This is a genomic window from Streptomyces sediminimaris (genome assembly GCF_047049295.1).
In the GTDB taxonomy this organism is placed as follows: Bacteria; Actinomycetota; Actinomycetes; order Streptomycetales; family Streptomycetaceae; genus Streptomyces; species Streptomyces sediminimaris.
In genome coordinates, this window is sequence record NZ_JBJWOT010000001.1 from 8117466 (window position 1) to 8142357 (window position 24892).

A 24892-nucleotide genomic window follows, 5' to 3' on the forward strand; every position below is an offset into this window, starting at 1 on the left:
GGCGTCGGGCCGGTACCGGAACGGGCGGGCCTCCGGTCAGCCCGCGGGCAGCGGGTCCTGGGCCATCTCCTCGATCAGCGCCCCCGACAGCGCCCGCACGTTGTCATGGGCCCACAGCAGGGTCGGGGACAGCCGGGTGCCGAACGCGGCTTCCAGCCGGTTGCGCAGCTCCAGGCTCATCAGCGAGTCGAGCCCGAGCGTCTTGAACGGTGAGTCAGGGGCGATCCGCTCCGGGGCGAGCCGCAGCACCCGCCCGGCCAGCTCGCGCACGACGTCCTCGGCGATACCCGCCCGGGCCTCCTCGGCGGCGGCCAGGATCCGGTCGCGCAGGGCCCCGCCGGTCACCACGGCACCGCCCTCGCCGTCGCTCCCCGCGGCCTCGTGCAGCAGCCGCCAGCTGGGCAGCGCGGCGGTGTCCGGGTAGGCGTCGAACCACCGCCGCAGATCGAGGGGCACATAACCGACCACCGGCTCGTCGCGCTCCAGCATCCGCAGCAGCGCGGGCCAGGCCTCCCGCACCGGGAAACCGGCCATGCCGCGCTCGCCCAGCCGGACGCCGCGCCGCTCGTCCGCGGCGGCCAGCCCGATGTCGGTGAACGGTCCCCACTGCACGCTCAAGGCGGGCAGGCCCCGGCTGCGGCGGTTGTGGGCCAGGGCGTCGAGGAAGGCGTTGGCGGCGGCGTACGCGGCCTGCCCGGGGTTGCCGACCAGCGCTGCGGCGGAGGAGAACAACACGAACAGGTCCAGCGGGTCCCCCGCGGTCGCCTCGTCGAGATTGCGGGCACCCGCGGCCTTGGGGGCCAGGACGTCGGCGATCCGGGACGGCGTCAGGGTGGCGATCGTGGCGTCGGCCAGCACCCCCGCGGCGTGGAAGACCCCGCGCACGCGCGGCATCCGCTCCCGCACCGTGCGCAGCGCCTTCCGCACGGCCGCCGCGTCGCCGACGTCGCACCGCAGCACCTCCACACGGGTGCCGGCCTCGCGCAGCGCCGCGACGCGGGCCTCGGCCTCCGGTCCTGGCGCGGAGCGGCCCAGGAGGGCGAGCGCGCCCGCGCCCCTGTCCGCCAGGAACTCCGCCAGCGACAGGCCGAGCGCGCCCAGTCCGCCGGTGACCAGATAGGTGGCGTCGGCCCGGAACCGGCCGTCGGGAAGCGGCACCGGAGCCACGCCTTCGACGGCGCCCGGGTCGGTGAGGACGAACTTGCCGATGTGGTCGCCGCGCGACAGCTCCCGCAGCGCGCCCGCCGCCTCGGCGAACGGGCGGGTGCGGACCGGAAGCGGCGCCAGCGTGCCGTCGGCAACGCGCTCCCAGACGTCGAAGAGGACCCGGGCGAAGCGCCGCGGCCGGCGTTCCATCAGCCCGGCGAGGTCCACGGCGAAGAAGCCGACCCCCTTGCGGAAAGGGTCCAGGGCGAGCCGGTGGCCGCCGTGGATGTCCTTCTTGCCGAGCTCGACGAAGCGCCCGTCCTCGGCGAGTGTGTCGAGACCGGCGGAGATGGCCGCTCCGGTCAGGGAGTTCAGTACGACGTCCACGCCGCGGCCCGCGGTGGCCGCACGCACCCCGGACGCCCAGCCGAGGTCCCGTGAGTCGAACACGTCGGTGACGCCGAGAGAGGCCAGGTACCGGCGTTTGGCCGCGCTCCCGGCGGTCGCGAGGACCCGGGCACCGAGCAGCCGGGCGACCTGCACGGCGGCGAGCCCGACGCCGCCGGCGGCCGAGTGGACCAGCACGGTCTCGTCCCGTTCCAGACGGGCCAGGTCGACGAGTCCGTACCAGGCGGTGGCCATGGCCAGCGGCAGGGCGGCGGCCTCCGCGTCACCGAGCGTGCCGGGAACCGGGCGCGCGTGCTCGGCGGGGACCGTCACCCGGTCGGCGAGGGAGCCGAACACACAGGCCACCACGCGCTGTCCGGCGGCGAAGCCGGTCACCTCCGGGCCGACGGCCACGACCCGCCCCGCGCACTCGCCGCCGAGCAGCCCGGCACCGCCCGTGGGGTCGGGGTAGGTGCCCAGTGCCTTCATCACGTCGATGAAGTTCAGCCCGGCCGCGGTGACCTCGACCTCGATCTCTCCGGGACCGGGCGGCCGTCCGGCCGCCGGCCGCACCTGGACGCCCTCCCACAGGCCGGGCCGGGTGACGGCGACCCGGAACGGCTGCCGCACGGCGCGCAGCGGCGGACACGGTACGTCGTCCAGGGCACCGAGGGCGCCGGCCCGGGTGAGCCGGGCGGCCAGGCGGGTCCCGCCGCGCAGGGCGACCTGGTCCTCGTCGGCGGCGGCGAGGAGTTCGGCCGCACAGGCGCCGGCCCAGTCGTGGTCGGCGGGGTCGACGTCCACCACGCGCGGGCGCAGTTGACCGTGCTCGCGGCGCAGCACCCGGGCGTACCCCCAGTACAGGGCGGCCCCGGGGTCGGGGCGGTCGCCGGCGGCGGCCGCCTGGGCGGCGGGGGTGACCACGGCCAGCCGCGGTGGACTGCTCAGGCCCGCGCAGGCGCGTACGACCTCCGTGAGCGTCTCGAGGCCCCGCTGCCGGGCCGCGAGGCCCGCCTCGGGCGGGGGCGCGGCGAACACGACGCCCTCGGCCGCGGTCGCGCCGCCCAGTGCGCCCCGGTCGTCCGCCGTGGCCACCCGCTCGACGGTGGCGCCCCGGGCCGCCAAGGCGTCGGCGAGGGGTTCCGCGAGACCGCCGGTGCCGGCGCTGTCGCCGCAGACGATCCACGTCCCGGTGTGCGCGGCGGTGCCCCGGAGCCCGCCACCGGCCGCGTCGGTGGCGGTGACGTCGGTCCACCGCACCAGGTGCAGGCGCTGTTCGTCCACCGCTTCGGGGGAGACGGCGTGCGCGGGAGCCTCCAGCCGCAGCCCCTCCATGGACAGCACCGGGCGGCGGTCGCCGTCGAAGACGTGCACGTCCACGGTGCCGTCGTCGTGCCGGACGGCATGGGACCCCACCGCGGTGACGGGCGCGCCGGGGTCGCCGGTGCGCGCCGGCACGCGGATCCGGCGTACGGCGGTCGGCACCAGGGCCGCTCCCGCCGCGTCCTGCTCGAACAGTGCCAGGCAGACCTGCAGGGCGCCGTCCCACAGAGCGGGGTGCAGCAGGAACTGCGGTGCGGCGCCCTGCAGGGGCTCGTCGAGTACTGCATCGCCCACCGCCTCGCGGCCGTCCGGCCGCCGGTACAGCGTGCGTACGCGGCGGAAGGCGGGGCCGTAGTCGAGTCCCCGCCCGGCGGCCGCGCGGTAGAATGCGTCGATGTCCGCGGGCTGCGCCGTCGCGGCCCAGCCGGGCCAGCGGGGAGCGGGCGCGGAGTCGTCCCGGTAGTCGGCCCGCGCGGAGGCGTGCTCGGTCCAGGCGGTGCCGTCCGGGTGCAGCGACAGCAACCGGAAACTGCCTCCCGCACCGATGTCCTCGCGCCACTCGACGGCCAGCCGGCGGGAGGCCTCGCCGGCGAACGCGACCGCCGCGCTCAAGGTGACGTCATGCAGCGCGCGTGGCACACGACCGGCCCTGGCCCGCGCCGTGTTCACCGCCAGCGCCAGTGTCGCGGCACCCGGCAGGACGGCCGTGCCGTGCACACGGTGGTCCGCCAGCCACGGCAGGTCCGCCGTCGCCACCTCCATGGTGGCGTGCCAGACGTCCCGTTCGCCGGGTGAGGGCTCCAGGCGGACGTCGAGCCCGCGGGCCGCCCCGGAACGCCGCGGTGTCCCGCCGTCGGCGAACCAGTGGCGTTCCGGCCGCATCGGGTGCGGAGGCAGCGGGACGGGGCCGCACCGGGGCAGGTCGCCGAAGGGTTCCAGCCCGGCGGTGTAGCCGCGGGCGAGCGCACGGGCGAAGGCACTCGTGCCTCCCTCGCCCCGGCGCAGCGTGGCCAGCGTCGCCACGGGCCGCGCCTGCCCGGCGACCAGTTGCTCGATGGCCGGGGTCAGCACCGGATGCGGGCTGATCTCCACGACATGGGTGACGCCGTCCGCCAGCGCGCGGGTCATCGTGTCGGCGAACAGCACCGGACGGCACAGGTTGGCCGCCCAGTAGGCCGCGTCCATCCGGGAGTCGCCGATCGGCTCGGCGTGCACCGTGGAGAGCAGTTCGAGGGTGCCCGGCTGCGGGGTGGCCGCTGCGAGGGCGTCCAGCAGATCGTCGTGCAGCGCGGCCATCTGGGCGCTGTGCGAGGCGTAGTCGACGTTGACGAGCTTGCAGTAGGTGCCCTCGGTCTCCAGCCGCTCCCGCAGGGCCAGCACGGCATCGCCGTCCCCGGACAGCACGCACGACGTCGGCCCGTTGTGCGCGGCCAGCGAGACCCTGCCCGCCAGGGGGCGGATCGCCGCGAGGGCCGCGTCGCGGTCGAGGTCCACGGCCAGCATGCGCCCGTGCCCGCAGGTCCGGCGGACGATCGCGCTGCGCCGCGCCACGACGAGCGCGGCGTCCTCGTACGTCAGGACCCCGGCGAGTACGGCCGCGGCGATCTCGCCCTGGCTGTGGCCAAGGACGACGTCGGGTTCGACACCGGCGGCCCGCCACAGTGCGGCCAGCCCCAGCGACATCGCCCATGACACGGGCTGCAGGGTGTCCACCCGCTCCAGCCACGCGTCGCCGGCCTTCCCCGAGAACACGTCCAGCAGTTCCCAGCCCACATGCGGGCGCAGTGCGTCGGCGCACGTCCCCACGACGTCGGCGAAGAGCGGGCTGTCGCGGTACAGCTGCCCGCCCATGCCGCTCCACTGCGAGCCCTGCCCGGGGAAGACGAACGCGGTGCGTTTGCGGGGCACGGCCCGCCCGGTCACCGCCGTCACCCCGTCACCGTCCTCGGGACGCCGGGACACGGCGGTCAGCGCGGCCGGCAGCTCGTCGGGGGTGGAGACCAGCACAGCCGCCCGCACCGGGAAGTGGTCTCGGCGCCAGGCGAGCGTCCCGGCCAGAGCGGCGACGTCCGTGGCGCCGTCCGGATCGTCCGCCACCCGCTCCGCGAGCTGTGCGGCCCGCTCGGCCAGCACGGCGGGCTCGCGGGCGGACAGCGGGACGAGCGTGGGGAGTCCGGTGGGCGGGCGGCCCGGGCGGTCCTGTGACGAGGCCGTGGCCGGGGCGGAGCCGGGTGCCTGATGTCCGTCCCCCTGCCCGGGCGGGGCGGCCACGACCACATGGGCGTTGGTGCCTCCCCAGCCGAAGGAGCTGACCCCGAGCCGCACCGGACCGGTGCGCGGCAGCTCCAGCGGCTCGCGCAGCACCCGCACGTTCAGGTCGTCGAAGAGGATGTCGGGGCTGAGCGTCTCGGCGTGCAGACTCGGCGGCACGACCCGGTGCCGCAGCGCGAGCAGCACCTTGAACAGCCCGGCCATCCCGGCGGCGGCCTCCAGATGCCCGATGTTCGTCTTGACCGAGCCGATCGGGAGGGGGCCGCACGTGCGGTGCCTGCCGATGGCGAGGCCGAGCGCGGCGGCCTCGGCCGGGTCGCCGCGCCGGGTGCCCGTTCCGTGGGCCTCCACGTAGGCGACCGAGTCCGCGGAGACGGCGCCAGGGCGGTCCCCGTAGACGCTGCCCAGCAGTTCCGCCTGCGCGTCCTGGCTCGGGGTGACCATGCTCTCGTCACCGCCGTCGTTGTTGACCGCCGTACGCTCGATGATCCCGTGGACCCGGTCGCCGTCGGCCAGCGCGCGCTTCAGTGGTTTCAGGCAGACGGCGGCCACGCCCTCGCCCCGGACGAAGCCGTCGGCGGACGCGGAGAAGGCGGCGCAGCGCCCTTGGGGCGACAGGCCGCCGAAGTGGGTGAGCCCGACGGACGAGTCGGCGGACAGGATCAGATTGGCCGCACCGACGATCGCGGTGTCGATCTCGCCCGCTCGCAGCGCCTGCACGGCCAGGTGCAGCGCGACGAGGGAGGAGGAGCAGCCCGATTCGACGGTGAGGCTGGGGCCGCGCAGCCGCAGGACGTAGCTGATCCGGGCGGCGAGCACGTCCAGGGCGCTGCCGACGAGGCTGTGCTGGGTGGGCCGTGCTCCGTGTGCCTTGCGCAGGATCTCGTAGTCGTGCCACGACGCCCCGACGTAGACACCGGTCCGGGAGCCCTTGAGGTCCGCCGTGCGCTGTCCGGCGTCCTCCAGGGCACGCCAGGTGACGTCCAGGAGCAGCCGCTGCTGGGGGTCCATGTCGGCCGCCTCCCTCGGGGAGATCCCGAAGAAGCCGGCGTCGAACAGGTCCACCCCCTCGAGGAAACCTCCGACCGCCTGCACGTCCTTGCCGGGGTCCAGTGGCCGTGCGGCGTCCCACCGGTCGGCGGGCACGGGACGGATGGCGTCCGCGCGCGCCGCCAGGAGTTCCCACAGTCCTTCGGTGTCGGTCGCGCCGGGAAACCGGCCCGCCATGCCGACGACGGCGACGGCGTCGATGTCTGCGTCCACGACGGAACCCAATCTCTCAGGGGGGTCTCGCAAGGGGGCGGGAGAAGAAGGGAACAGCGCCCGGGCGCTGATTACGGGGGATTTCCCGCGCAACGCGGCGGCGTGCTTTCCGGGCACCCCGGCGGCGTGCCAGGCGCGGCCGAGCGCTCAGCGGAAGAGGAATGTGTGAGGTCGTCACACCGGCTCCGCTGCCGTCACTTTGACCGCCCCGTGGTCGTCTCCGCAACGTTTGCACCGGGACCGTTCCGGTGATCGGAACGCCTCCACCCGGCGCAGTCCCCACATCCGAACAGATTCGGCCAGTTCCGACCGCAATGACTTCTGAGCGGCGGCGTATTTGTTGTCTGCCATGACCATTTACGGTCAGCCGGTGACCTCCGTGTCGGCATTGTTCCGCCGGGTTCCGGGAATTGAGTCAGCTGTCAAACCTACGGTGGCGTATTTCGGGCCAACCTCTGGATTGCGCCCTGAACAGGCGGTTGATTCGGGAATTTCGCCGGTTCAGAAAGGCCTTACCGGCCGTCCCGGCGGATCTCCGCTTATCGCCCTCGGCATTTTCGTGACGGCTCGTCAGTTCAATTGCCGTGCCGTTTTCGGCTTCTCGGGCCGGCGACGGGCGGGCTGCGGGCGCCGGCTGCCGCGCCGGGCGGGCCCAGGACCGGAGGTCCGGGCCGGCGTCATCGAACGCGCCGTGCGGCGCGTCCTCACGCAGCCCGTGCAGCCCGTGCAGCCCGTGCAGCCCGTGCAGACCACCGCAGTCCGGCACGACGGCCGGAACGGACCGTCCCTGCCGCGCTCACCGACCGCCTACGAACGCCGACTTCGGTGAGCGATCACCGGTCGGACGGTGCCAGGGTGCGCACGACGTCGAACTCGTTGCCCTCGGGATCGGCCATGACCACCCAGCTCCGGCCAGGACCCTGGCCCACGTCCACCGTGGCGGCGCCGAGGCCGAGCAGCCTGGCCACCTCGTCGTCGGTGGTGCGGTCGATCGGGCTGACGTCCAGATGCAGCCGGTTCTTCACGGTCTTGCCCTCGGGCACCTGGACGAAGAGCAGGGTGGGCGCCATCTGACGGGCCCTGACCTCCTCGGCGGTCGGCTCCCAGGAACCGATCTCGACCTTGCCCTCGCTCCGGTCGATCACCTTGAAGTCCAATACCGCGCACCAGAAGGCCGCGAGCCGCTCCGGATCGTGACAGTCGACGACCAACTCGGTGAACCTACTGGTCATTGCTCCCCCAAACAGTGCGACGGGAGCTGAGTCTAGATGATCGATTCCAAGGGATCGGCTGCGCGCACAAGAGGAGGGAGCCCAACGTCAGTGTGTGAAGACAGAGTTGGACTCCCTCGCCACCGCACTCTATGTGAAGACCGACGACCTGCTGAAGGCATCACCGCATCTGGTGCCCTGGCGTCCGGCGGTCGGGATCGCTCCGCTACTGACCGATGCCGAACTGGTCACGCTCGCGATGATGCAGGCCATGCTGGGCTTCACCTCCGAGGCCAAGTGGCTTCGCCACGCCCGCTCCCACCTGCGGCATCTCTTCCCGTACCTGCCGAAGCAGCCCGGCTACAACAAGCGCCTACGCAAGGCCGCCGAGCTGCTGCGGCGGGTGACCCGGGTGCTGGCCACCGACACCTCTGTGTGGAGCGACGACGTGTGGATCGTGGATTCCACGCCGGTAGAGTGCGGACGCTCCCGCGAGACCGTCAAACGCTCCGACCTGGCCGGATGGGCCGAGTACGGGTACTGCGCCAGCCACAGCCGCTTCTTCTGGGGCCTGCGCCTGCACCTGGTGTGCACCCTGCAGGGCCTGCCCATCACCTTCGCCCTGACCGGGGCCAAGGCCGACGAACGCGAGACCCTGCTGGACCTGCTCGCCGCCGAACCGCACCTCGTCGCCGCCCGGGCTGGACAGACCCTGATCGGCGACAAGAACTACTTCGGCCGCGACTTCGAGCATCAGGTGGCCGAGCAGGACATCCGGCTGCTGCGGCCAGCCCGCAAGGGCGAGCCAGAACGGCCCGGCGCCCCGCTGTTCAAGCCGTTGCGGCAGGTCATCGAGTCAGTCAACGAGACCTTCAAGGGTCAGCTCAACCTCGAACACCACCGAGGCCGTACACCGGGCGGCGTGATCGCCCGCGTCATGCAGCGCATCCTCGCGCTGACCGCCGCGATCTGGCACAACGACCACACCGGCCAGCTCGTCCTGCGCTCACTGACCGCCTACGACCACTGACCCCTTGGAATCGATCATCTAGGCGAGGGCAGGCCCGGCCCGGCGTGCCCCCACGGCGGACCGGGCCAAGCCGAGCGGTCACTCCGAGGGCGAGAGGTCCTTCGGCCGGGGGATTGCGGCCTGTGTGCCGGCCGTGCCGTTCCGCCGGTCGCCGCCCGACCGGGCCACGGCGTCGCCGCCCTGCCCGCGGGGCGGTGCGTAGAAGGCACGCTCCGCGCGGCCGGCCAGGGCCTCGCGGGCGAAGGTGATCAGGTGATGGCCGACCAAGGCCGCGCTGATCAGCGCCTCGACATCGCCGCGGCGCAGCGCCACGGACGCCAGCCGCCAGAACTCCCGCCGGTAGTCGGCGCGCACGCCGCACTGCCACAGCACCCGGCCGGCGATCCGCAGGCCCCTGCGGATCGCCCGGGGGCTGCGCCGGTAGCGGGAGTCCGCCACCGGAAGCCGGTGCGGATAGGTGTCGCGGACCTGGTGCGCGAACCGCTCGTACAGGCGCCGGGGTTCGTAGGCGTGCCGGACGACCTGTCGCCAGCCCTCGGACACCAGGTCCTCGGAGAGCAGGAAGTCCACGTTGGACTGCCGGTCCCCGGGATCGTGCAGCAGCCGGTCCTCCGCTTCCAGCCGGTGCCACAGCGGGGTCCGGGGCAGGGCGTGCAGCAGGTTGACGGTCAGCAGGGGGATGGCGCTGGCGTCGATGAAGCGGCACACGTTGTCGTAGGTGGCACGGCTGTCGGTGTCCAGGCCCAGGATGACGCCGGAGACGACCTCGATGCCGTGCGCGTTGATGGCGGACACCGCCTCCAGGATGGGTGAGCGCAGGTTGTGCCGCTTGTTCATGGCCTTGAGCGCCGCCTCGTCCGGTGTCTCGATGCCGACGAACATCGTCGTGAACCGGGCCCGGCGCATCAGGCTCAGCAGGTCGCGGCGCCCGGAGATGTTGAGGGTGGCCTCGCAGGCGAAGTCCAGGGGGTGTCCGTGCTTCTCCTGCCAGGCGACGAGGGCCTCCAGCAGCCGGCGGGCGGCATGCGGATCGGCGATGAAGTTGTCGTCGACGAAGTAGACGGCGTCGGGGCGTCCCGCGGCCACGATCGCGTCGAGTTCGCGCAGCACCTGGTCGGGCGACTTCAGGCGCGGCTTTCTGCCGTACAGCGCCGGGATGTCGCAGAACTCGCACTGGAAGGGGCAGCCGGAGGACGCCTGCACGCTGGCCAGGAAGTAGTCGTCCAGGTCGATCAGGCCGTACGCCGGTACCGGGAACTCCTCCAGGGGGAGGCGCTCGGCCGTGCGGTACGACTCCTGGCCGGCCGGTGGCGAGACGTCCCGCTCCAGTCGCTCGGCCAGCCGCACGGTGGCGTCCCCCAGTTCGCCGAGGTGCAGCAGGTCCGGCTCCGGGTACCACTCCGGGCTCGCGGAGACCGAGGGGCCGCCCAGCGCGGTGATCACACCCCTGCGCCGGGCGCGGTCCACGACGTCCACCACGGCGTCGTGCTGGACATGCATCCCGGAGACCATCATGACGTCGGCCCACTCCAGGTCGGTGGCGGAGACGGGGCGGACGTTCTCGTCGACGACGCGCACCCGCCAGCCCCGGGCGGCGAACCAGGCGGCGATCACCAGGATGCCCTGCGGCGGCATGAACGCCTTGGCGCCCGTCATGGCGAAGGCATGGTCGAAGGTCCCGAAGGAGCGGGCATAGCGGGGAGACACACAGAGAACCCTCCGCACTCCAGCCGTCATCGTGCCTCTCTTTCTGTGTGGGGAGACAGGGGCGTATCCAGGTCGGCGGTCCGTGAAACCGGCCGGCGGGCGGTCGGCGCTCCGTCGGCGGTCCAGTACGCCGCGGGCGTGTCCGGTGGCGCCCGAGGGACGACGGGCGCGGAGCTCGTCCGGTGTCTGCGGCCTGTGGCGGGGGTACACAAAGGTGCGACCTGACAAGAACGGGAACAAGAACGGCAAATCGCTATGAAACGGTGCTCCGGCGGGTGCCGGCCCGGCACGGCCTGTGCACCGTGACCGGACCTGGGGACGTGGTGGTGCTGTGCGCCGGTGCGCCCCGGGTGCCGTAGGGCCGAAACGGCCGACACCTGCCACTGCTCGCGGGCCGGCGGACGGGACACGGCCCGGTCGGGGGACTCCGCGGGAGGCGGACGTCCCGGCGGTGAACACGGCCGCGGCCGTCGGGGCGGTGCCCAGAGGGCCGGGGGCCGCGGCAGGCAGTGCGGACCGGCCGTGCCGCCCCGGGCCCTGATGGCCTCGAACGATGCCGGAGCGGCCGTTGCCGGCCGGGCACAGTGACCGTCGTGTGGAAGGAGCGCTGGTGGAAGGACCCGCCGCCTGGATCACCGTCTGCGGCATCCCGCTGGTGTTGTTCGTCGCCGGTCTCGCCACCCGCCTGTGGTGCAGACGGGGGTCGTGGGTGCCGGTGCTGTTACAGGAGGCGGCGCTGACGTCCGCCGTGTTCCTGGTGTGGCAGATCCCCACCCGCATGGCGGCGGGGAACCTGGCCGCCGCGACCGGGCGCGCGCTGTCCGTCCACCGGTGGGAGCAGGCCGCCGGGCTGCCCGAGGAGGCCACCTGGCAACAGGCCGTGCTGCCCTTCCCGTGGCTGCTGCGGGCCGCCGACTGGTACTACGCGGTGATGCACTTCGGCGCGATGGCGGCCGTGCTGGTGTGGCTCTTCGCCCGGCACCGGGCCGCCTACCGGCGGGTGCGCACCGGGGTGGTCCTGGTCACGGTCGTCTCGCTGCTGGTGCAACTGGTCAGCGTCGCGCCGCCGCGGCTGGTGCCCCAGCTCGGGATGGTCGACACCGCCTCGCGCTACGGGCCCTCCGTGTACCACAACGAGGCGGGCAGCGTGGTCGCCGACGAACTGTCGGCCGTGCCGTCCGTACATGTGGCCTGGGCGCTGCTGGTGTGCCTGGCCGTGATCCGGGTGGCCCGGCACCCGGCACGCTGGCTCGCGCTCGCGCACCCGGTGCTGACGGTCGTGATCGTGGTGGTCACCGCGAACCACTTCTGGTTCGACGCGCTGACCGCGGGGGCCGTGGTGGTGCTGTGCGCCGGAGCGCAGCGCGCCTGGGGCCGCCTGATGGACGCGCGGGCCCGGCCGGTGCCGGTCGCCGTCCCCGCGAGCCTGCCCGGTCGTCGCGAGCGCGCCGGCGCCACCGGCCGGCACCGGCCGACCGCGGCACCGCCGGCCCTGGCGAGCGCCCCGGGCGGCCCTGCGGATCCCGGTCACGGACCGCAGCCGCTTTCCGGAGCGGGGGACGACCACGGGCCGGCGGAGAACGGCCGACTGCCCATGGCGCACCCCGGCGGCCCCCGGGAACGGAACCCTGCCGACGCGGGCGCCGAGCCCGGCGTGTCCGGCGCGCCCGCCGACGCGCCGGCCCATCAGCGTTCGAGACGGTAGCCGGTGGCGTTCTCGGCGCAGGCGTGGACCGGGTGGTCCACGCCTCTGCCGCACCGGGGCAGGGGCCTGCCGCCCGCGGGCGATCGTGCGGGGGAGCGGTCGCACGCGAGGAGCGGCAGCCGCAGCCGTCAGGCGGCGGGCGGGGTGAGGACGGTCCGGTCGAACGGCCCGCCGTGCGCGGCGGCGTACTCGACGGCCTCGTTGGCGGCGTCGAGGGGGAAGGACCGCACCCGTTCGGGGCCGAGATCGAGCACACCTGCCGCGATGAGCCGGATCATGCCGACGTTCCCCGAGCGCGGATACATCCACTGTCCGCGCACGGTCACCGAATTGCGCATGATCCACGGGTAGGGCAGCGCGAGGTCCGCCCCGCCGAGCATGCCGACGCCGCCCATCAGGACGACACGGCCGTACTCCCGGACGGTCATGGCGGCGGCACGCGCCACCGAGCTGGGTGCGGCGGGCGGAAGCAGGTCGAGCACCATGTCGATCGGGCCACCGGCGGCCGCGGACATGGCCGTGCGGTCGGTGGTCTCGTCTCCGGTCAGTTCCACCGGGCGTACCCGCGGACCGAACCGGTCGGCGAGGAGGCCGAGCACGGCACGGTTGCGTCCCGGAGCGACCACCCGTCCCGCGCCCATGGCGAGCGCCGCGGCGACCGCGGCGCTGCCGAGGTTGCCGGTGGCCCCGCTCACCAGCAGTGTTTCGCCGGCGTGCAGTTCGCCTGCCAGGAGTCCTCCGTAGGGAATGACGTACACGCCCAGCGCGGACCAGCGCGCCGGGTCCTTGGCCGCCTCGGCGGGCAGCGGGTAGACGTTCTCCGTGGGCACGCGCATGAACTCGGCGAACGACCCGTCGTGCAGGTGCCGGGCGAGCCTGGCGCCGCCGTCGCCCCGCGAGCTCCAGCCCTGCAGCGTGATGTCGGGGGTCAGCGCGTCGTCGCGCGAGCGGACCGTGCAGTCGCACCACACCAGGTCGCCGGCGCGCAGCCGGGTGGCGTCCGGGCCGACGCCGACGACGCGGCCTATGCCACCGACACCGGGGATCACCGGTGGCCGGAGCGGATAGTTGCGCCGTCCGCTGAAGACGTCGACGGCGTACGGCGGGACACAGGCCGCGAGGACCTGGACCACCACCTCGCCGCCGAGTGCCTCGGGGTCGGGCGTCTCCCGCACGGTGAGCGGGGTACCGAACCGGGTCAGGACTGCTGCTCGCACCTGCTGCCTCCTTGGTGTCGTCAGCATCGAGGCTAGGAGCGGACGAGGTATGCGCCAAGCGACGATCTGGCATGTGTGGTATGCGTAGGACGCATGGACTTCTCCAGTACGGCTCTGCGGGTTCTGCGGCAGGTCGCCGAGTCCGGGAGTTTCACCGCGGCGGCCTCCCGGCTCGGTTACACCCAGTCGGCCGTCTCGCGCCAGGCGGCGGCCCTCGAACGGAGTGCGGGCGCCGAGCTGTTCGAGCGCCGCTCCGACGGGGTGCGGCTCACCCCGGCGGGCCTGACCCTGCTGCGGCACGCCCGCTCGATCCTGGACTCCGTCGCGGCGGCCGAGAGCGAACTCACCGGCTCCGCCGCACGGACCGAGCGGGTGCGGCTCGGGATGTTCCCCAGCGCCGGGGCGGTGATCCTGCCCGGTGTGCTCGCGCGGCTGGCGACGACCAGCCCGCAGATCACGGTCACGACGCGCGAGGCCGGTACGCCCGCCCTGCTCCGGGCCCTGCGGGCGGGCACCGTCGACATCGCCGTCCTGACGTCCCGTCCGCCGCACCGGCCGGCGGACGGCGAATCGCCCCGGCTGCACACCGAGACGGTCGAGGACACCGAACTGCTCGTCGGAGCGCCGAGCACCGGCCGGTTCGCCGGCCGGACCACGGTGCACGTCGACGAACTCGTCGACGCCGCGTGGATCGCCACACCGTCGTCGAGTGCCGAGCCCATGCTCGGCGTCTGGCCCGGCCTGCCCGGCAGGCCGCGCGTCGTCCACACCACGCGCGACTGGCTGACCAAACTGCGGCTGGTCTCCGGCGGTTTCGGCGTGACGACCGTTCCGTCCCGCATGGCGCCGGTGCTGCCGCACGGCGTGAGTCTGCTGCGGGTGGAGGGCGTACCCCCGGAAATCCGGCGGGTTCTCGTGACCCGGCTTCCCGGCCGGCCGGCCCCGCCGGTCTCCGCAGTCATCCGGGCGATCACCTCGGCCACCTGACCACCGGCTCCAGGTCGCAGCCGGGGGCCCGGCGGCGTCGCGGGCGTGCGCGCGCCGGGAAGGGCGCGTGCCGGGCGTGCGCGTGCCGGGCTCATGCTCGCCTCGGCACGTGCGAAGCCGAATGCGCACGACTGGTCGTGCGCGGCTCGGTGCGCCTGCGGCTTCCGTACCACACGCCGATCGGGTGGCCGCCGAACGGCCGCTGGATCGGCCGCGGCCGGCATGTGATCCGTTCGCGCCCGGCTCGCGCGTGATCCGTTCGCGCCTGGCCCGCACGTGCCCTGATCACACCCGGCGCGCTCGGAGAGCGAGAGCGATGCTCCGGTGTTCGGCGTCGACCTGGGCGGATCCGCGGTAAGCCGCCGTCAACCCGCCTGCCGCGTGGGGGTGTTGTGAAGGCCGGATCTTCTGCGTCACACTCCTGGTCCGTGTGGTGCGCGCCGGATCGCCGTGCGTTCGCGTGCCGCCCGAGAAGGGGGAGAGCGTGAAGTACGTGCCGGAGATCGAGCGTGAGTACGGGCTGGGGCTCGGGTGCCTCATCAGCGCCAAGGTCAGCGGAAACCTCGTCACGTCCAAGTGGCAGATGCTCACCATCACATCGCCCGGGTTCGTACGTCCCGAGACGGGCCAGACCTCGGTCAAGGTCGAGTGCCCGCGGTGCAGACGTGTCCTGTCCGTGACGGTCGAGAGCGTGCGCAAGGCGCGGACGAAGCGGCGCGCCTACCGGAGCGGGGGCGCGCTACTGCTGTGGTCGCTCGTCCTGTGGCTGCCCATGCTGTTCCACTACGGCGCCAAGCCGGTCGACGAGGGAAAACCGGAACAGTCACCGAGCATGCTGCTGATGGGCGGCCTGCTCGCCGCGGCCTTCGTCTCCTTCGTGGCCGGGCTGACCCTGTTCGTACTCGGAGGCGGGTACAACGGCCTCAGGAAACTGCGCTGGGTGAGACCCGACGGCTCCTTGTCGGTCCTGGTGAAGGGCCACAAGATCTGACCCACCCCCTGAGAGGACCACGGCCGCACCGGTCGGTGGCCGGCCGGGACATACCGGGGGCATCCCGTGGAAGCGCCGCGGCGACGGCCACTGGTGCCGCGGTGGTGGTGCTCCTGACCGGATGTCACCGCGAAGAAAGGTGAGGGGCAGCGGTTCCGGCCGGCTGCCCCTCACGTGCGTTCATGTGCGCTCACGTGCCCGCTCGTGAACTTCGGTCTCAGAAAGTTGTGTTGGCCTCGTTGACATGCCGCGAGCACAGGCGTTTCACTCAACTCTCGTGCATGGCAACGTTGTCAGACGCTCGGAGCGACCGGCACCGCTGCCTGTCGTCGGCGTGCGCCTTTTCGGGCGCGCCGGCACCTCATGTGCGAAGTGGGAAACGCTGCGGAGGCAAACGATGGTCAGACCCCGACGTCCAGCCGCTTCACGTAACCGCAAGAGATTCCGTCCACGCCTGGCCGTGGTGTCCGTGCTGGGCATCGTCGTGCTCCCGCTCCCCGCGATCGGGAGCGCCCACGCCGCGAGCGCCGCGGCGCCGGCCCTCGTCAAGGACCCCGCGTCCCTGGTCAACCCGCTCATCGGCACCTCCGGCGCGGTGGACACCTTCCCCGGCCCCGACATGCCGGCCGGCATGGTGCAGTGGGGCCCCGACACGACGCCCGACCGTCCCTCGGGCGGCGGTTACGAGTACAACGACAAGAAGATCTCCGGCTTCAGCCTCACCCATGTGTCGGGACCCGGCTGCGGCGTCGCGGGCGACCTGCCCGTCCTGCCGGTCACCGGAGCGCTCTCCGGCAGCCTCGGCAGCACGTCCGTCGGCTTCAGCCACGACGACGAGACGGCGGGCATCGGCTCCTACCAGGTGACCGACGCCAACGGAGTCACGACCCGGCTGACCGACACCACGCGCGCCGGCCTGGGCGCCTTCACCTTCCCCGCGGGCCGGCAGGCGAACCTGCTGTTCAAACTCAGCGGCGGCGCCACGCAGGTGGACGGCACCCGCATCCAGGTCGTGAACAAGAAGGAGGTCAGCGGCGCGGTCGACAGCGGTCACTTCTGCGGCGCGAGCAACAGGTACACGCTGCACTTCGACATCAAGTTCGACCAGCCGTTCACCGCGAGCGGCACCTGGGTCGGCAGCACGATCAACCCGAGCGCGACCTCGCTGAAGGCGGGCAGGGCCCGGCAGAACCTGCAGACGCATCCGTCGAAACCGCTGAAGGAGAAGCACTTCACCGTCCCCGCGGCACCGTCCCCGACCTTGCACGGCACCGCCGGTGACACCCACTCAGGCGGCCCGTCCCCGGCTCCGAGCGCCGGCGGCAGGGCGGGAACGTCCGCCGGCGGCGCCACGGCGAGCAGGGCGGCCGAGCCTCCCACCACGGGAGCGAACGGGATGTACCTCACCTTCGACACCTCCTCCCACCGGACGGTGCGGGCGAAGGTGGGCATCTCGTACACCAGTGACACGGGCGCGGCACGCAATCTCTCCCGCGAGATCAGGAGCTGGAACCTCGGCGCCGTCGAGCGGGCCAACCACAGGGCCTGGAACGCCGTGCTGGACAAGGTCCGGGTCGGCGGCGGCTCCGCGGACCAGCAGGTGCAGTTCTACACCGCGCTCTACCACGCGCTGCTGCACCCGAACGTCTTCTCGGACGTCGACGGCCGGTACATGGGGATGGACAACCAGGTCCACCGGCTGGCCAGGGGGCAGCACGCCCAGTACGCCAACTACTCGGGCTGGGACACCTATCGCTCCCAGACCCAGCTGATGGCGATGGTCGAGCCCAAGGTGACCAGCGACGTCGTGACCTCGATGCTCAACGGTTTCGACCAGACCGGCCTGCTGCCCAAGTGGGCGTCGAACAACGGCGAGAGCTACGTGATGGTCGGTGACCCGGCCGCCGGCATCATCGCGGACGCGTACGCCTTCGGCGCGAGGGGCTTCGACACCAAGAAGGCGCTCGCGGCCCTGCAGCACGAGGCCACCGTCCCGAACAACGACCGCCCGGGCGAGTCGGTGCGGGACGCCAAGGGCTACCTGCCGCTGGACGAGAACGACTACGGCTGCTGCAACTTCTACGGCCCGGTCTCCACGCAGCTGGAGTACGACTCCGCGGACTACGCCATCGCCGCCTTCGCGAAGTCGCTGGGCAAGAAGGCCGTCTACACGAAGTTCGCCACCCGCGCACAGGACTGGATGAACGTCTTCAACCCGCAGACCGGATACATGCAGGGCAAGAACAAGGACGGCCAGTTCGCGGGCGGTTTCACCCCGGGTACCTCCAACGGCTTCGTGGAGGGTACGTCGGCCCAGTACACGCCGATGGTCCCGTTCAACCTGCGGCAGCTGATCCAGGCACGCGGCGGTGCGAAGGCGTACTCGTCCTACCTGGACAGCCTGCTGGACGACATCGCCCACCCCGGTGGCACCGACGCCGACCTGAGCAACGAGCCCAGCGTCGAGATCCCCTGGGAGTACGCCTACACGGGTGAGCCGTGGAAGACCCAGGCGGCCGTGCGCGACGCGCAGCAGAAGCTGTACTTCAACGCCCCGGTCGGCTCCTTCGGCAACGACGACCTCGGCGCGATGAGCTCCTGGTACGTCTGGTCCGAACTCGGCATGTATCCCGAGACCCCGGGCGCGGACACCCTGGTGCTCGGCAGCCCGGCGTTCCCGGTGGCCAAGGTGTGGCTCGGAAACGGCAGAACGGTGACGATCAAGGCACCGCAGGCCGCGCCGGACGCGCCGTACGTGCACTCGCTCGACGTCAGGGGCAGGCAGTGGAAGGCTTCCTGGCTGACCTACCGGCAGTTCGCGAGCGCGGGCACGCTCGACTTCACGCTCGGCACCCAGCCCGACAAGAGCTGGGCGTCCGCCCCGTCCGCGGCCCCGCCGTCGGACACCACGGGCGGTGACCGGGTACTGGCCGCGACCGGTCCCACCAGCGACGGCCTCGTCCTCCAGCCGGGCGCGTCCGGTGACGGCACGCTGAAGCTGACCAACCTCGGCAGCAAGCCCGTGACGGCCGACTGGAAGGCCACCGCACCCTCCGGCGTCACCCTGGACACGGCGTCGGGCTCCCTGACGGTGGCCGCCTCGGGCAGCGCCGAGACGAAGGTCCATGTGACGGCGGGCTCGAAGGAGGGAACCTTCCCCGTCACCTTCGCGCTGACCGACCACACGACCGGTGCGGCACTGGCCAGTGCGACGCTCCGGGTGGCCGTGGCCAAGGCCGGTGAACTCTGGCCGTACGACACCAACGAGGGTGTCTATCCCGACGGCACCACGTTCTCGGGCGGCTTCGACGGCGGCGGCTGGGCGTACTCGCAGAACGCGCTGTCGGCGGCGGGCGTCTCGAGCGGCTCCACCGTCACGGCCGACGGCATCTCCTACACCTGGCCGACGGTGGCGTCCGGTCAGCCGGACAACCTGGAGATGGCCGGCCAGACCATCCCCATGCCGGCCGGTACCTCGGCCGCGTCGCTGGGCCTGCTGGGCGCGGCGGCCAACGCGCCGACCGACGGCAGCGGCGTCTCGGGCACGCTGACCGTCACCTACACCGACGGCACCACCTCGAAGGCGACGGTGGGCTTCTCGGACTGGACGCTCAACGGCGGGGGCAGGAAGCCGCTTCCGGACGACACCACGGCCGTCACCACGGCCTACCGCAACACCGGCAGCGGAAGCCGGGACGGCGTGAAGACCTACGTGTTCGCCACGAAGGTCCCCCTCGACGCCTCCAAGCAGATCGCGTCGATCACCCTGCCGGTGACGGGCTCCACCGGCACCGGTCACCTGTTCGCCTACGGCTTCGGCCAGTGAGGTACGACAGGCGCCGCTGACGTGCGGAAGCGCTGAAGCCGGCGGGCTGGTTCCGGTCGTGACGGCCGGAACCAGCCCGCCGGGCGGTGTTCAGGCGGGGAACGCAGGAGCGCTCACCGGGCGGAGGTCAGCCGATCGCCCACTTCTGGTTGGCGCCGCCCGTGCAGGTCCAGATCTGCAGCCGGGTTCCGTTGGCGGAGTTGTTTCCGGTCACGTCCAGGCACTTGTCGGCCTGCGGGTTGACGATGTCGTTCGCTCCGCTGACGGCCCATTTCTGGTTGGGGCCGCCGGTACAGTCCCAGAGCTGGACGGTGGAGCCGTCGGCGGTGCCGTTTCCGGTCACGTCCAGGCACTTGCCGAGTGCGCGGATCGTGCCGTCGGAGCCCACGGTCCACTGCTGCGCGGCTGTGCCGTTGCAGTCGTAGAGCTGTACGGGGGTCCCGTTGGCGGAGTTCGCTCCGGCGACGTCCACGCACTTGCCGGCCAGGCCCCGGATCGCCGCGCCGGCGGAGCTGTTGCCGGTTGTCACCGATACGGAGTCCACGACGAGCTGCTGGGGGAAGGAGGTGGTGTTGTCGGGGTCGCCGGGCCAGTAGCCGCCCACGGCGAGGTTGAGGATGAGGAAGAACGGCTTGTTGAACACCCAGGTCTTGCCGCCGAGGTCGGCGGGGGTGCGGTGTTGGTAGACGTGGCCGTCGACGGACCAGGTGAGGGAGTCGGGTGCCCAGTCGACGGCGAAGGTGTGGAAGGCGTCGGCGAAGGCCTGGCCGCCGGGCAGGGTGTAGGGGGCGCCGATGCCGCCGGAGCCGGAGTAGCCGGGGCCGTGGATGGTGCCGTGGACGGTGGAGGGTTCGTAGCCGACGTTCTCCATGACGTCGATCTCGCCGGAGTCGGGCCAGTTGACGGGCGTGCCGAGCATCCAGAAGGCGGGCCACATGCCTTGTCCGCGGGGGATCTTCATGCGGGCTTCGACGTGTCCGTACTGGGCGTTGAACTTGCCGGCGGTGTTCAGGCGGGCCGAGGTGTACTGGCAGGTGCCGTACCAGCACTGGTAGTTGGCGGGGTTCTCCTTGCGTGCGGTGATGACGAGGTGTCCCTGGCCGTCGAGGGCGGCGTTGTGGGTGCCGGCGGTGTAGTACTGGCGTTCGTGGTTGTTGACGTTGTCGCCGGTCTCGGTCTGCCACTTCGAGGCGTCGACCGGGGCGCCGGCGGGTCCGTCGAAGGTGTCGGAGAAGGCGACCGCCGCCGCGGCGGTCGCGGTGGGGGAGGCGTCCGGTGCTTCCGCGTGCGCCGCGCCGGTCGCCGCGGAGGCGGCCAACACGGCGGACAGGGCGGCGAACAGACATCTTCGCAGCAGGCGTGGAGAGGCCACGGCTCTTCCTTCCGAGCGGCGGTCGGGCTCACGGATGATCCCGACCGGGGTGGGGGATGAAGGCGTCGCTTCTTGATTTAAGGAGTGAAGTAAGGGGGAGTCAATACTTTGGTACGGACCAGCCCAAGCGCCTGCGCCCACTGGCTGGCCCGTCGCGAAGAGTGCCGCCCCGCTGCGGGACGCGGCGGATCGCCCGCAGCGGGCGGAACCGGGAGGGAGTGTCATGGGAGCCGGAGAACAGGTCCGGGCGGCCTTGGGCGATGCCTGGTGGGACGGGACGGTCGGGCAGTCCGAGGAACTGGCCGGGACGGCGGACGCGCGGTCTCCGCGTGCGGTGCAGCGGCTGGACGCGCTGCTGCGGGCCTGGGCGGTCGGCTTCGCGGCCGTGCGGCCCGATGTCCTGTCCCCGCGCCTGATCGCGTCCCGCCGGGGCCTTCGGGCGGACGAAGCGGCGGGGTTTCTGGCGGCGCTCGACGCGCGGGTGCTGCATGTGGACTCCGCCGGGTTCGTCGTGCCGCAGGTGTTCCGGCCCAAACCGTCCGGCGGCCGGTACGCCCTGTTCAGCCGCAACGGCCCGGGCGTGGCCGCCAACTTGGAGTACCTGATCCAGATGGCCGCGGCGGCGGAGCTGGTGATGAGGCACTCGGTCGCGGGAACGGACATCCGCTTCGAACACGGGGAGTTCGACGCGGTGGTGGAGCGGGACGGCGTGCCGGTGCTCGCCATGGAGGCCAAGGCCAGGGTCACCGGGCCGGACGGGCTGCTGGAACTGCTGGGTTCCCTGCTGAGACTCGGCGAGGCCCCGAAGGCGAAGGCCGCCGGAAATCACCGGCGCAAGTACGCGGCACTGCTGGACATGGCGGTTTCCGGACCGTTGGTCCTGTGGCTGGTCGCCGACGGCGCGCGCTGGGCCTTCGACGCCGAGTCGGTCGCCGGGGCGCTGCGCCTGACGCCCCGTACGGCCCCGGGGAAGCCTGTGACCGGCAACTGACCGTGGCCGTGCCGTCCTGTGGCGACCGGGTGGGCGCGGGAACGGCGAGGCGCCGCCCCCACCTGACCGCTGCCGTGTCCGCGCGGCGTGTTCTGCCCCTGATGACCGGAACAGGATGATTAGCTGGAGAAGGAATTGATATGACGGGCCATCTCCTGGGAGTCGCCTTGCCGCAGACACCCCGCGCCGGAGCGCCGGACGTGCCACAGATGCTGGACTCCGCGATCCGCGGCGTCATCGAACCGCTCGCTCAGCAGGTCGACCAGAACGGCTCGTTCCCCCGGGACGGAGTCAGAGCCCTGGCCGAGTGCGGGGCGCTCGGCCTGCTCAGCGGCGAGCGGCACGGAGGTGCCGGCGGAGACCTGCGGCAGGCCGCGTCGGTGGTGGAGCGGCTGGCCGGTGTGTGCGGCTCCACCGCGATGGTGCTGCTGATGCACTACGCGGCGGTCGCCGTCATCGAGGCGCACGGCCCGGCGCCGGTGCGGCGAGAGATCGCCGAGGGACGGCACCTGAGCACCCTGGCGTTGTCCGAGAAGGGTTCGCGCAGCCATTTCTGGGCGCCCGTCGGCACCGCGTCCCCGGACGGCGCCGACGGCGCTCTGCTGAACGCGGACAAGTCCTGGGTCACCTCGGCGGGCGAGGCCGACAGCTACGTGTGGTCGAGCCGTCCGCTTCGGGCCGCGGGCCCGATGACGCTGTGGCTCGTGCCGAGCGACAGTGCCGGCCTGCGGGTGCGGGGCGACTACGACGGGTTCGGGCTGCGGGGCAACGCCTCCAGCCCGGTCGGCGCCAAGGACGTGCACGTTCCGCGAACGGCCCGGCTGTCCGCCGACGGCGAGGGCCTGGCGCTCGCCCTGGCAGAGGTGCTGCCGCGTTTCCTCGTGCTGAGCGCCGCCTTCTGCATGGGAGTGACCGAGGCGCTCCTCGGCCTCACCGCCCGGCATCTGCGCGGCACGCGCCTCGACCACCTGGGGCAGACCCTGGCCGAACAGCCCGTGCCCCGGCGTGAGTACGCCGTCCTGCGGCTGCGCGCCGACGCGGCGCGCGCCTTCCTGGACGACACCCTCACCGCACTCGAGACCGCCCGCCCGGACGCGACGCTGCGGGTCCTCCAGGTCAAGGCGCTGGCGGCGGAGACGACCGCCGACGTGGCGGACGGTGCCATGCGGCTGTGCGGGGGCAGCGCCTTCCGCCGTGAGCTGGGGGTGGAACGGCGCTTCCGCGACGCACTGGCGGCCCGTGTGATGGCCCCGACCACCGAGGCGCTCTACGACTTCTGCGGACGCACCGCCCTCGGCCTGCCACTGCTGGAGGAGAACCGATGAGCACGCTCGTGCTGGGCGCCGTCGCCTACGACCCCAAAGTCGTGACCATCTGGTCCGGCTTCCGGGCCTGGCTGCGACGGCAGGACCTGCCCTTCGACTTCGTGCTCTACTCCCACTACGAGCGGCAGGTCGAGGATCTGGTGCGCGGCCGCATCGACGCCGCCTGGCACTCACCGCTGGCCTGGCTGCGCACCCGCCGGCTGGCCGCGGAACAGGGCGTCCGGATCCGGCCACTGGTCATGCGCGACACCGACCAGGACCTCACCTCGGTCGTGGTGGTCGCAGCCGACGCGCCGTTCGCCACGGCCGCGGACCTCAAGGGCGAGAGCGTCGCGGTGGGCGCGGTCGACTCACCGCAGGCCACCCTGATCCCCCTGCACCACCTCCGGCAAGAAGGCGTCGACCCGGACACCGACCTGCGGGTCCTGCGCCACGACACCGGCACGGGACTGCACGGGGACCACATCGGCGGGGAACGGGAGGCGGCCCGCGCCCTGCTGGCCGGCCGAGCGGCGGCCGCCTGCATGATCGACGCCAACCACCTCGCGTTCGCGCAGGACGGCACCCTGCCCGTCGGCAGCACCCGGGTGCTGAGCCGCACGGCGCCCTACGACCACTGCGTCCTCGCCGGCGGGCCCACGCTCGCCGACGGGCTCCGGGAACACCTGACAGCGCTGCTGCTGTCGATGTCCTACGCGGACCCGGACGTACGCCACCTGCTCGACCTCGAAGGACTCACCCGCTGGGTGCCGGCGCGGGAGACCGGCTTCGCGCAGCTCGCGGCCGCCGTAGAGGAGACGGGCTTCTACGACACCCAGGGCCGCGTCACGGCCACCGGCTACCGCCCATGACCTCAGGCGCCACGCCGCCGGCCCTCTCGCTCGACCTCGCCGGACTCGGCTTCGAGCACGGGGCGCACCTGCTGCTGCGCCGGGCGCTGCGCCCGGTGGCACCCGGCGAGGAGGTCGGCGTGTCGGGCACCGATCCCGGACTCCTGCCCCACCTCACCGTCTGGTGCCGTCGCGAGGGACACACGGTGACACCCGCACCCGACGGGGCGGCGCCGGTGCGGGCGTACGTGCGGCGCGGCACCGCGGCACGGGACCGGGACCGGTGGGACGGCGCCGAGCGCGCCGGCGGGACAGGGCCGGACGGCGTCGTCGCTCACGCGGCACCGCACTGGGGTCTGGCCGCGCGCGGCGCGCTCGTCGAGGCCGGCGGGCCCGAAGCGTACTTCCCCGTCTCCGACCGCGACACGGCCTGGGCGGAGGCGGCACCCCGGCTCTACCGCCAGGCGACCGCCGCCCAGTGGGATCCGCACACCGCCATCGCGTGGGACACCCCCTTCACCCTGCCCGACGACGTCGAGGACGCCGTGGTGCAGGTGATGACCTACCTGGTGGAGAACGAGCAGGCGGCCCTCGTGGTACCCGGACGGCTGCTCGCCCAGGTCCACCCCCACTTCCGTGAAGTGCTGCAGCTGCTTGCCGTCCAGGCCGCCGACGAAGCCCGGCACGTCGAGGTCTTCACCCGGCGCGCACTGCTCAGGGGCAGCCGGATGGGCACCTCCTCGGTGGGCGGCCGTGCCTCCCTGACGACCCTGCTCACCGAACCGGACTTCTCCATCGCCTCCTTCCTGCTGTCCGTCCTCGGCGAGGGCAGCTTCCTCAACCTCCTCACCTTCCTGGAGCGGCACGCACCCGACCCCGTGACCCGCAGGATCAGTCAACTCGTGCGCCAGGACGAGGCACGGCACGTCGCCTTCGGCCTGGGCCACCTCGAACACCGCAGCGCCGTCGATCCCCGCCTCAAGGGCAGGCTGCGGGCCGCCGTGGAACGCCGCCACGACCTGCTGACCCACACCGCCGGCCTGAACGAGGACGTGTTCGACGCCCTCGTACTCCTCGCGGCGGGCTCATGGGCGCCCGAAGGGATCGAACGCGGCTGGCGCGCCGTGCAGCGGATGCGGGCGGAGATGGACGAGGGACGACGGCACCGGCTGTCCCGGCTGGGCTTTCCCGACGACGAGGCGGCGGCCCTCTCCGCGCTCCACACCCGCAACTTCATGTGAGCCCTGACTCCCGCCACCGACCTGCCCGGCCGTGCGGACGCGCCTGCCCGGTCGGGGCCGTACGCAGCC

At 72.8% G+C, this 24892-nt stretch carries 14 protein-coding genes; 9 read left to right on the forward strand and 5 right to left on the reverse strand.

Annotated features, from left to right (window positions below):
* Nucleotides 1-36: 36 nt before the first annotated feature.
* Both ACJ9NR_RS37135 and ACJ9NR_RS37140 read right to left on the reverse strand, forming a co-directional pair.
* Nucleotides 37-6390 carry a type I polyketide synthase gene (locus ACJ9NR_RS37135; protein WP_412492704.1) on the reverse strand — a complete coding sequence of 2118 codons (6354 nt, stop codon included), beginning with the start codon at nucleotides 6388-6390 and terminating at the stop codon, nucleotides 37-39.
* An 833-nt stretch (nucleotides 6391-7223) separates the two neighbouring features.
* The gene (locus ACJ9NR_RS37140; protein WP_412492705.1) at nucleotides 7224-7622 is read right to left on the reverse strand and encodes a VOC family protein; all 399 of its coding nucleotides are present in this window, start codon (nucleotides 7620-7622) and stop codon (nucleotides 7224-7226) included.
* A gap of 94 nt (nucleotides 7623-7716) precedes the next feature.
* On the opposite strand from ACJ9NR_RS37140, the gene ACJ9NR_RS37145 reads away from it, so the two are divergent.
* Complete coding sequence (locus tag ACJ9NR_RS37145; RefSeq protein ID WP_412489271.1) at nucleotides 7717-8631, forward strand: IS982 family transposase; 915 nt, start codon at nucleotides 7717-7719, stop codon at nucleotides 8629-8631.
* 78 nt (nucleotides 8632-8709) lie between these two features.
* Here the strand turns inward: ACJ9NR_RS37145 and ACJ9NR_RS37150 are convergent, their stop codons facing one another.
* Nucleotides 8710-10338: a B12-binding domain-containing radical SAM protein gene (locus tag ACJ9NR_RS37150; RefSeq protein ID WP_412492706.1), complete on the reverse strand. Its 1629-nt coding sequence runs from the start codon at nucleotides 10336-10338 to the stop codon at nucleotides 8710-8712.
* Between the two features lie 610 nt (nucleotides 10339-10948).
* Here ACJ9NR_RS37150 and ACJ9NR_RS37155 point away from each other — a divergent pair.
* Nucleotides 10949-12043 carry a phosphatase PAP2 family protein gene (locus ACJ9NR_RS37155; RefSeq protein ID WP_412492707.1) on the forward strand — a complete coding sequence of 365 codons (1095 nt, stop codon included), beginning with the start codon at nucleotides 10949-10951 and terminating at the stop codon, nucleotides 12041-12043.
* A gap of 128 nt (nucleotides 12044-12171) precedes the next feature.
* On the opposite strand, the gene ACJ9NR_RS37160 is transcribed toward ACJ9NR_RS37155, so the two are convergent.
* On the reverse strand, nucleotides 12172-13260 hold the full coding sequence (locus tag ACJ9NR_RS37160; protein ID WP_412492708.1) for an alcohol dehydrogenase catalytic domain-containing protein: 1089 nt from the start codon (nucleotides 13258-13260) through the stop codon (nucleotides 12172-12174).
* 93 nt (nucleotides 13261-13353) lie between these two features.
* Here ACJ9NR_RS37160 and ACJ9NR_RS37165 point away from each other — a divergent pair, with 93 nt between their 5' ends.
* From ACJ9NR_RS37165 to ACJ9NR_RS37175, 3 genes are all read left to right on the forward strand, one after another.
* Nucleotides 13354-14247: a LysR family transcriptional regulator gene (locus ACJ9NR_RS37165; RefSeq protein WP_412492709.1), complete on the forward strand. Its 894-nt coding sequence runs from the start codon at nucleotides 13354-13356 to the stop codon at nucleotides 14245-14247.
* Nucleotides 14248-14731: 484 nt separating this feature from the next.
* The gene (locus ACJ9NR_RS37170; RefSeq protein WP_412492710.1) at nucleotides 14732-15238 is read left to right on the forward strand and encodes a hypothetical protein; all 507 of its coding nucleotides are present in this window, start codon (nucleotides 14732-14734) and stop codon (nucleotides 15236-15238) included.
* A gap of 460 nt (nucleotides 15239-15698) precedes the next feature.
* Complete coding sequence (locus ACJ9NR_RS37175) at nucleotides 15699-19064, forward strand: GH92 family glycosyl hydrolase (RefSeq protein WP_412492711.1); 3366 nt, start codon at nucleotides 15699-15701, stop codon at nucleotides 19062-19064.
* Nucleotides 19065-19191: 127 nt separating this feature from the next.
* On the opposite strand, the gene ACJ9NR_RS37180 is transcribed toward ACJ9NR_RS37175, so the two are convergent.
* Entirely contained in the window at nucleotides 19192-20436 is a 1245-nt protein-coding gene (locus ACJ9NR_RS37180) for a lectin (RefSeq protein ID WP_412492712.1), read from the reverse strand.
* A 223-nt stretch (nucleotides 20437-20659) separates the two neighbouring features.
* Here ACJ9NR_RS37180 and ACJ9NR_RS37185 point away from each other — a divergent pair, with 223 nt between their 5' ends.
* The 4 genes from ACJ9NR_RS37185 to ACJ9NR_RS37200 all read left to right on the forward strand — a co-directional run bounded on the left by ACJ9NR_RS37185 (nucleotide 20660) and on the right by ACJ9NR_RS37200 (nucleotide 24823).
* Complete coding sequence (locus ACJ9NR_RS37185; RefSeq protein WP_412492713.1) at nucleotides 20660-21427, forward strand: hypothetical protein; 768 nt, start codon at nucleotides 20660-20662, stop codon at nucleotides 21425-21427.
* Nucleotides 21428-21567: 140 nt separating this feature from the next.
* Nucleotides 21568-22752: an acyl-CoA dehydrogenase family protein gene (locus ACJ9NR_RS37190; protein WP_412492714.1), complete on the forward strand. Its 1185-nt coding sequence runs from the start codon at nucleotides 21568-21570 to the stop codon at nucleotides 22750-22752.
* Complete coding sequence (locus ACJ9NR_RS37195) at nucleotides 22749-23603, forward strand: phosphate/phosphite/phosphonate ABC transporter substrate-binding protein (RefSeq protein ID WP_412492715.1); 855 nt, start codon at nucleotides 22749-22751, stop codon at nucleotides 23601-23603. Before ACJ9NR_RS37190 ends, ACJ9NR_RS37195 begins: the two co-directional genes overlap by 4 nt.
* A complete protein-coding gene (locus tag ACJ9NR_RS37200) occupies nucleotides 23600-24823 on the forward strand; it encodes a ferritin-like domain-containing protein (RefSeq protein WP_412492716.1) in 1224 nt (407 codons plus the stop codon). The genes ACJ9NR_RS37195 and ACJ9NR_RS37200 overlap by 4 nt, the downstream gene beginning before the upstream one ends.
* Nucleotides 24824-24892 lie beyond the last annotated feature (69 nt).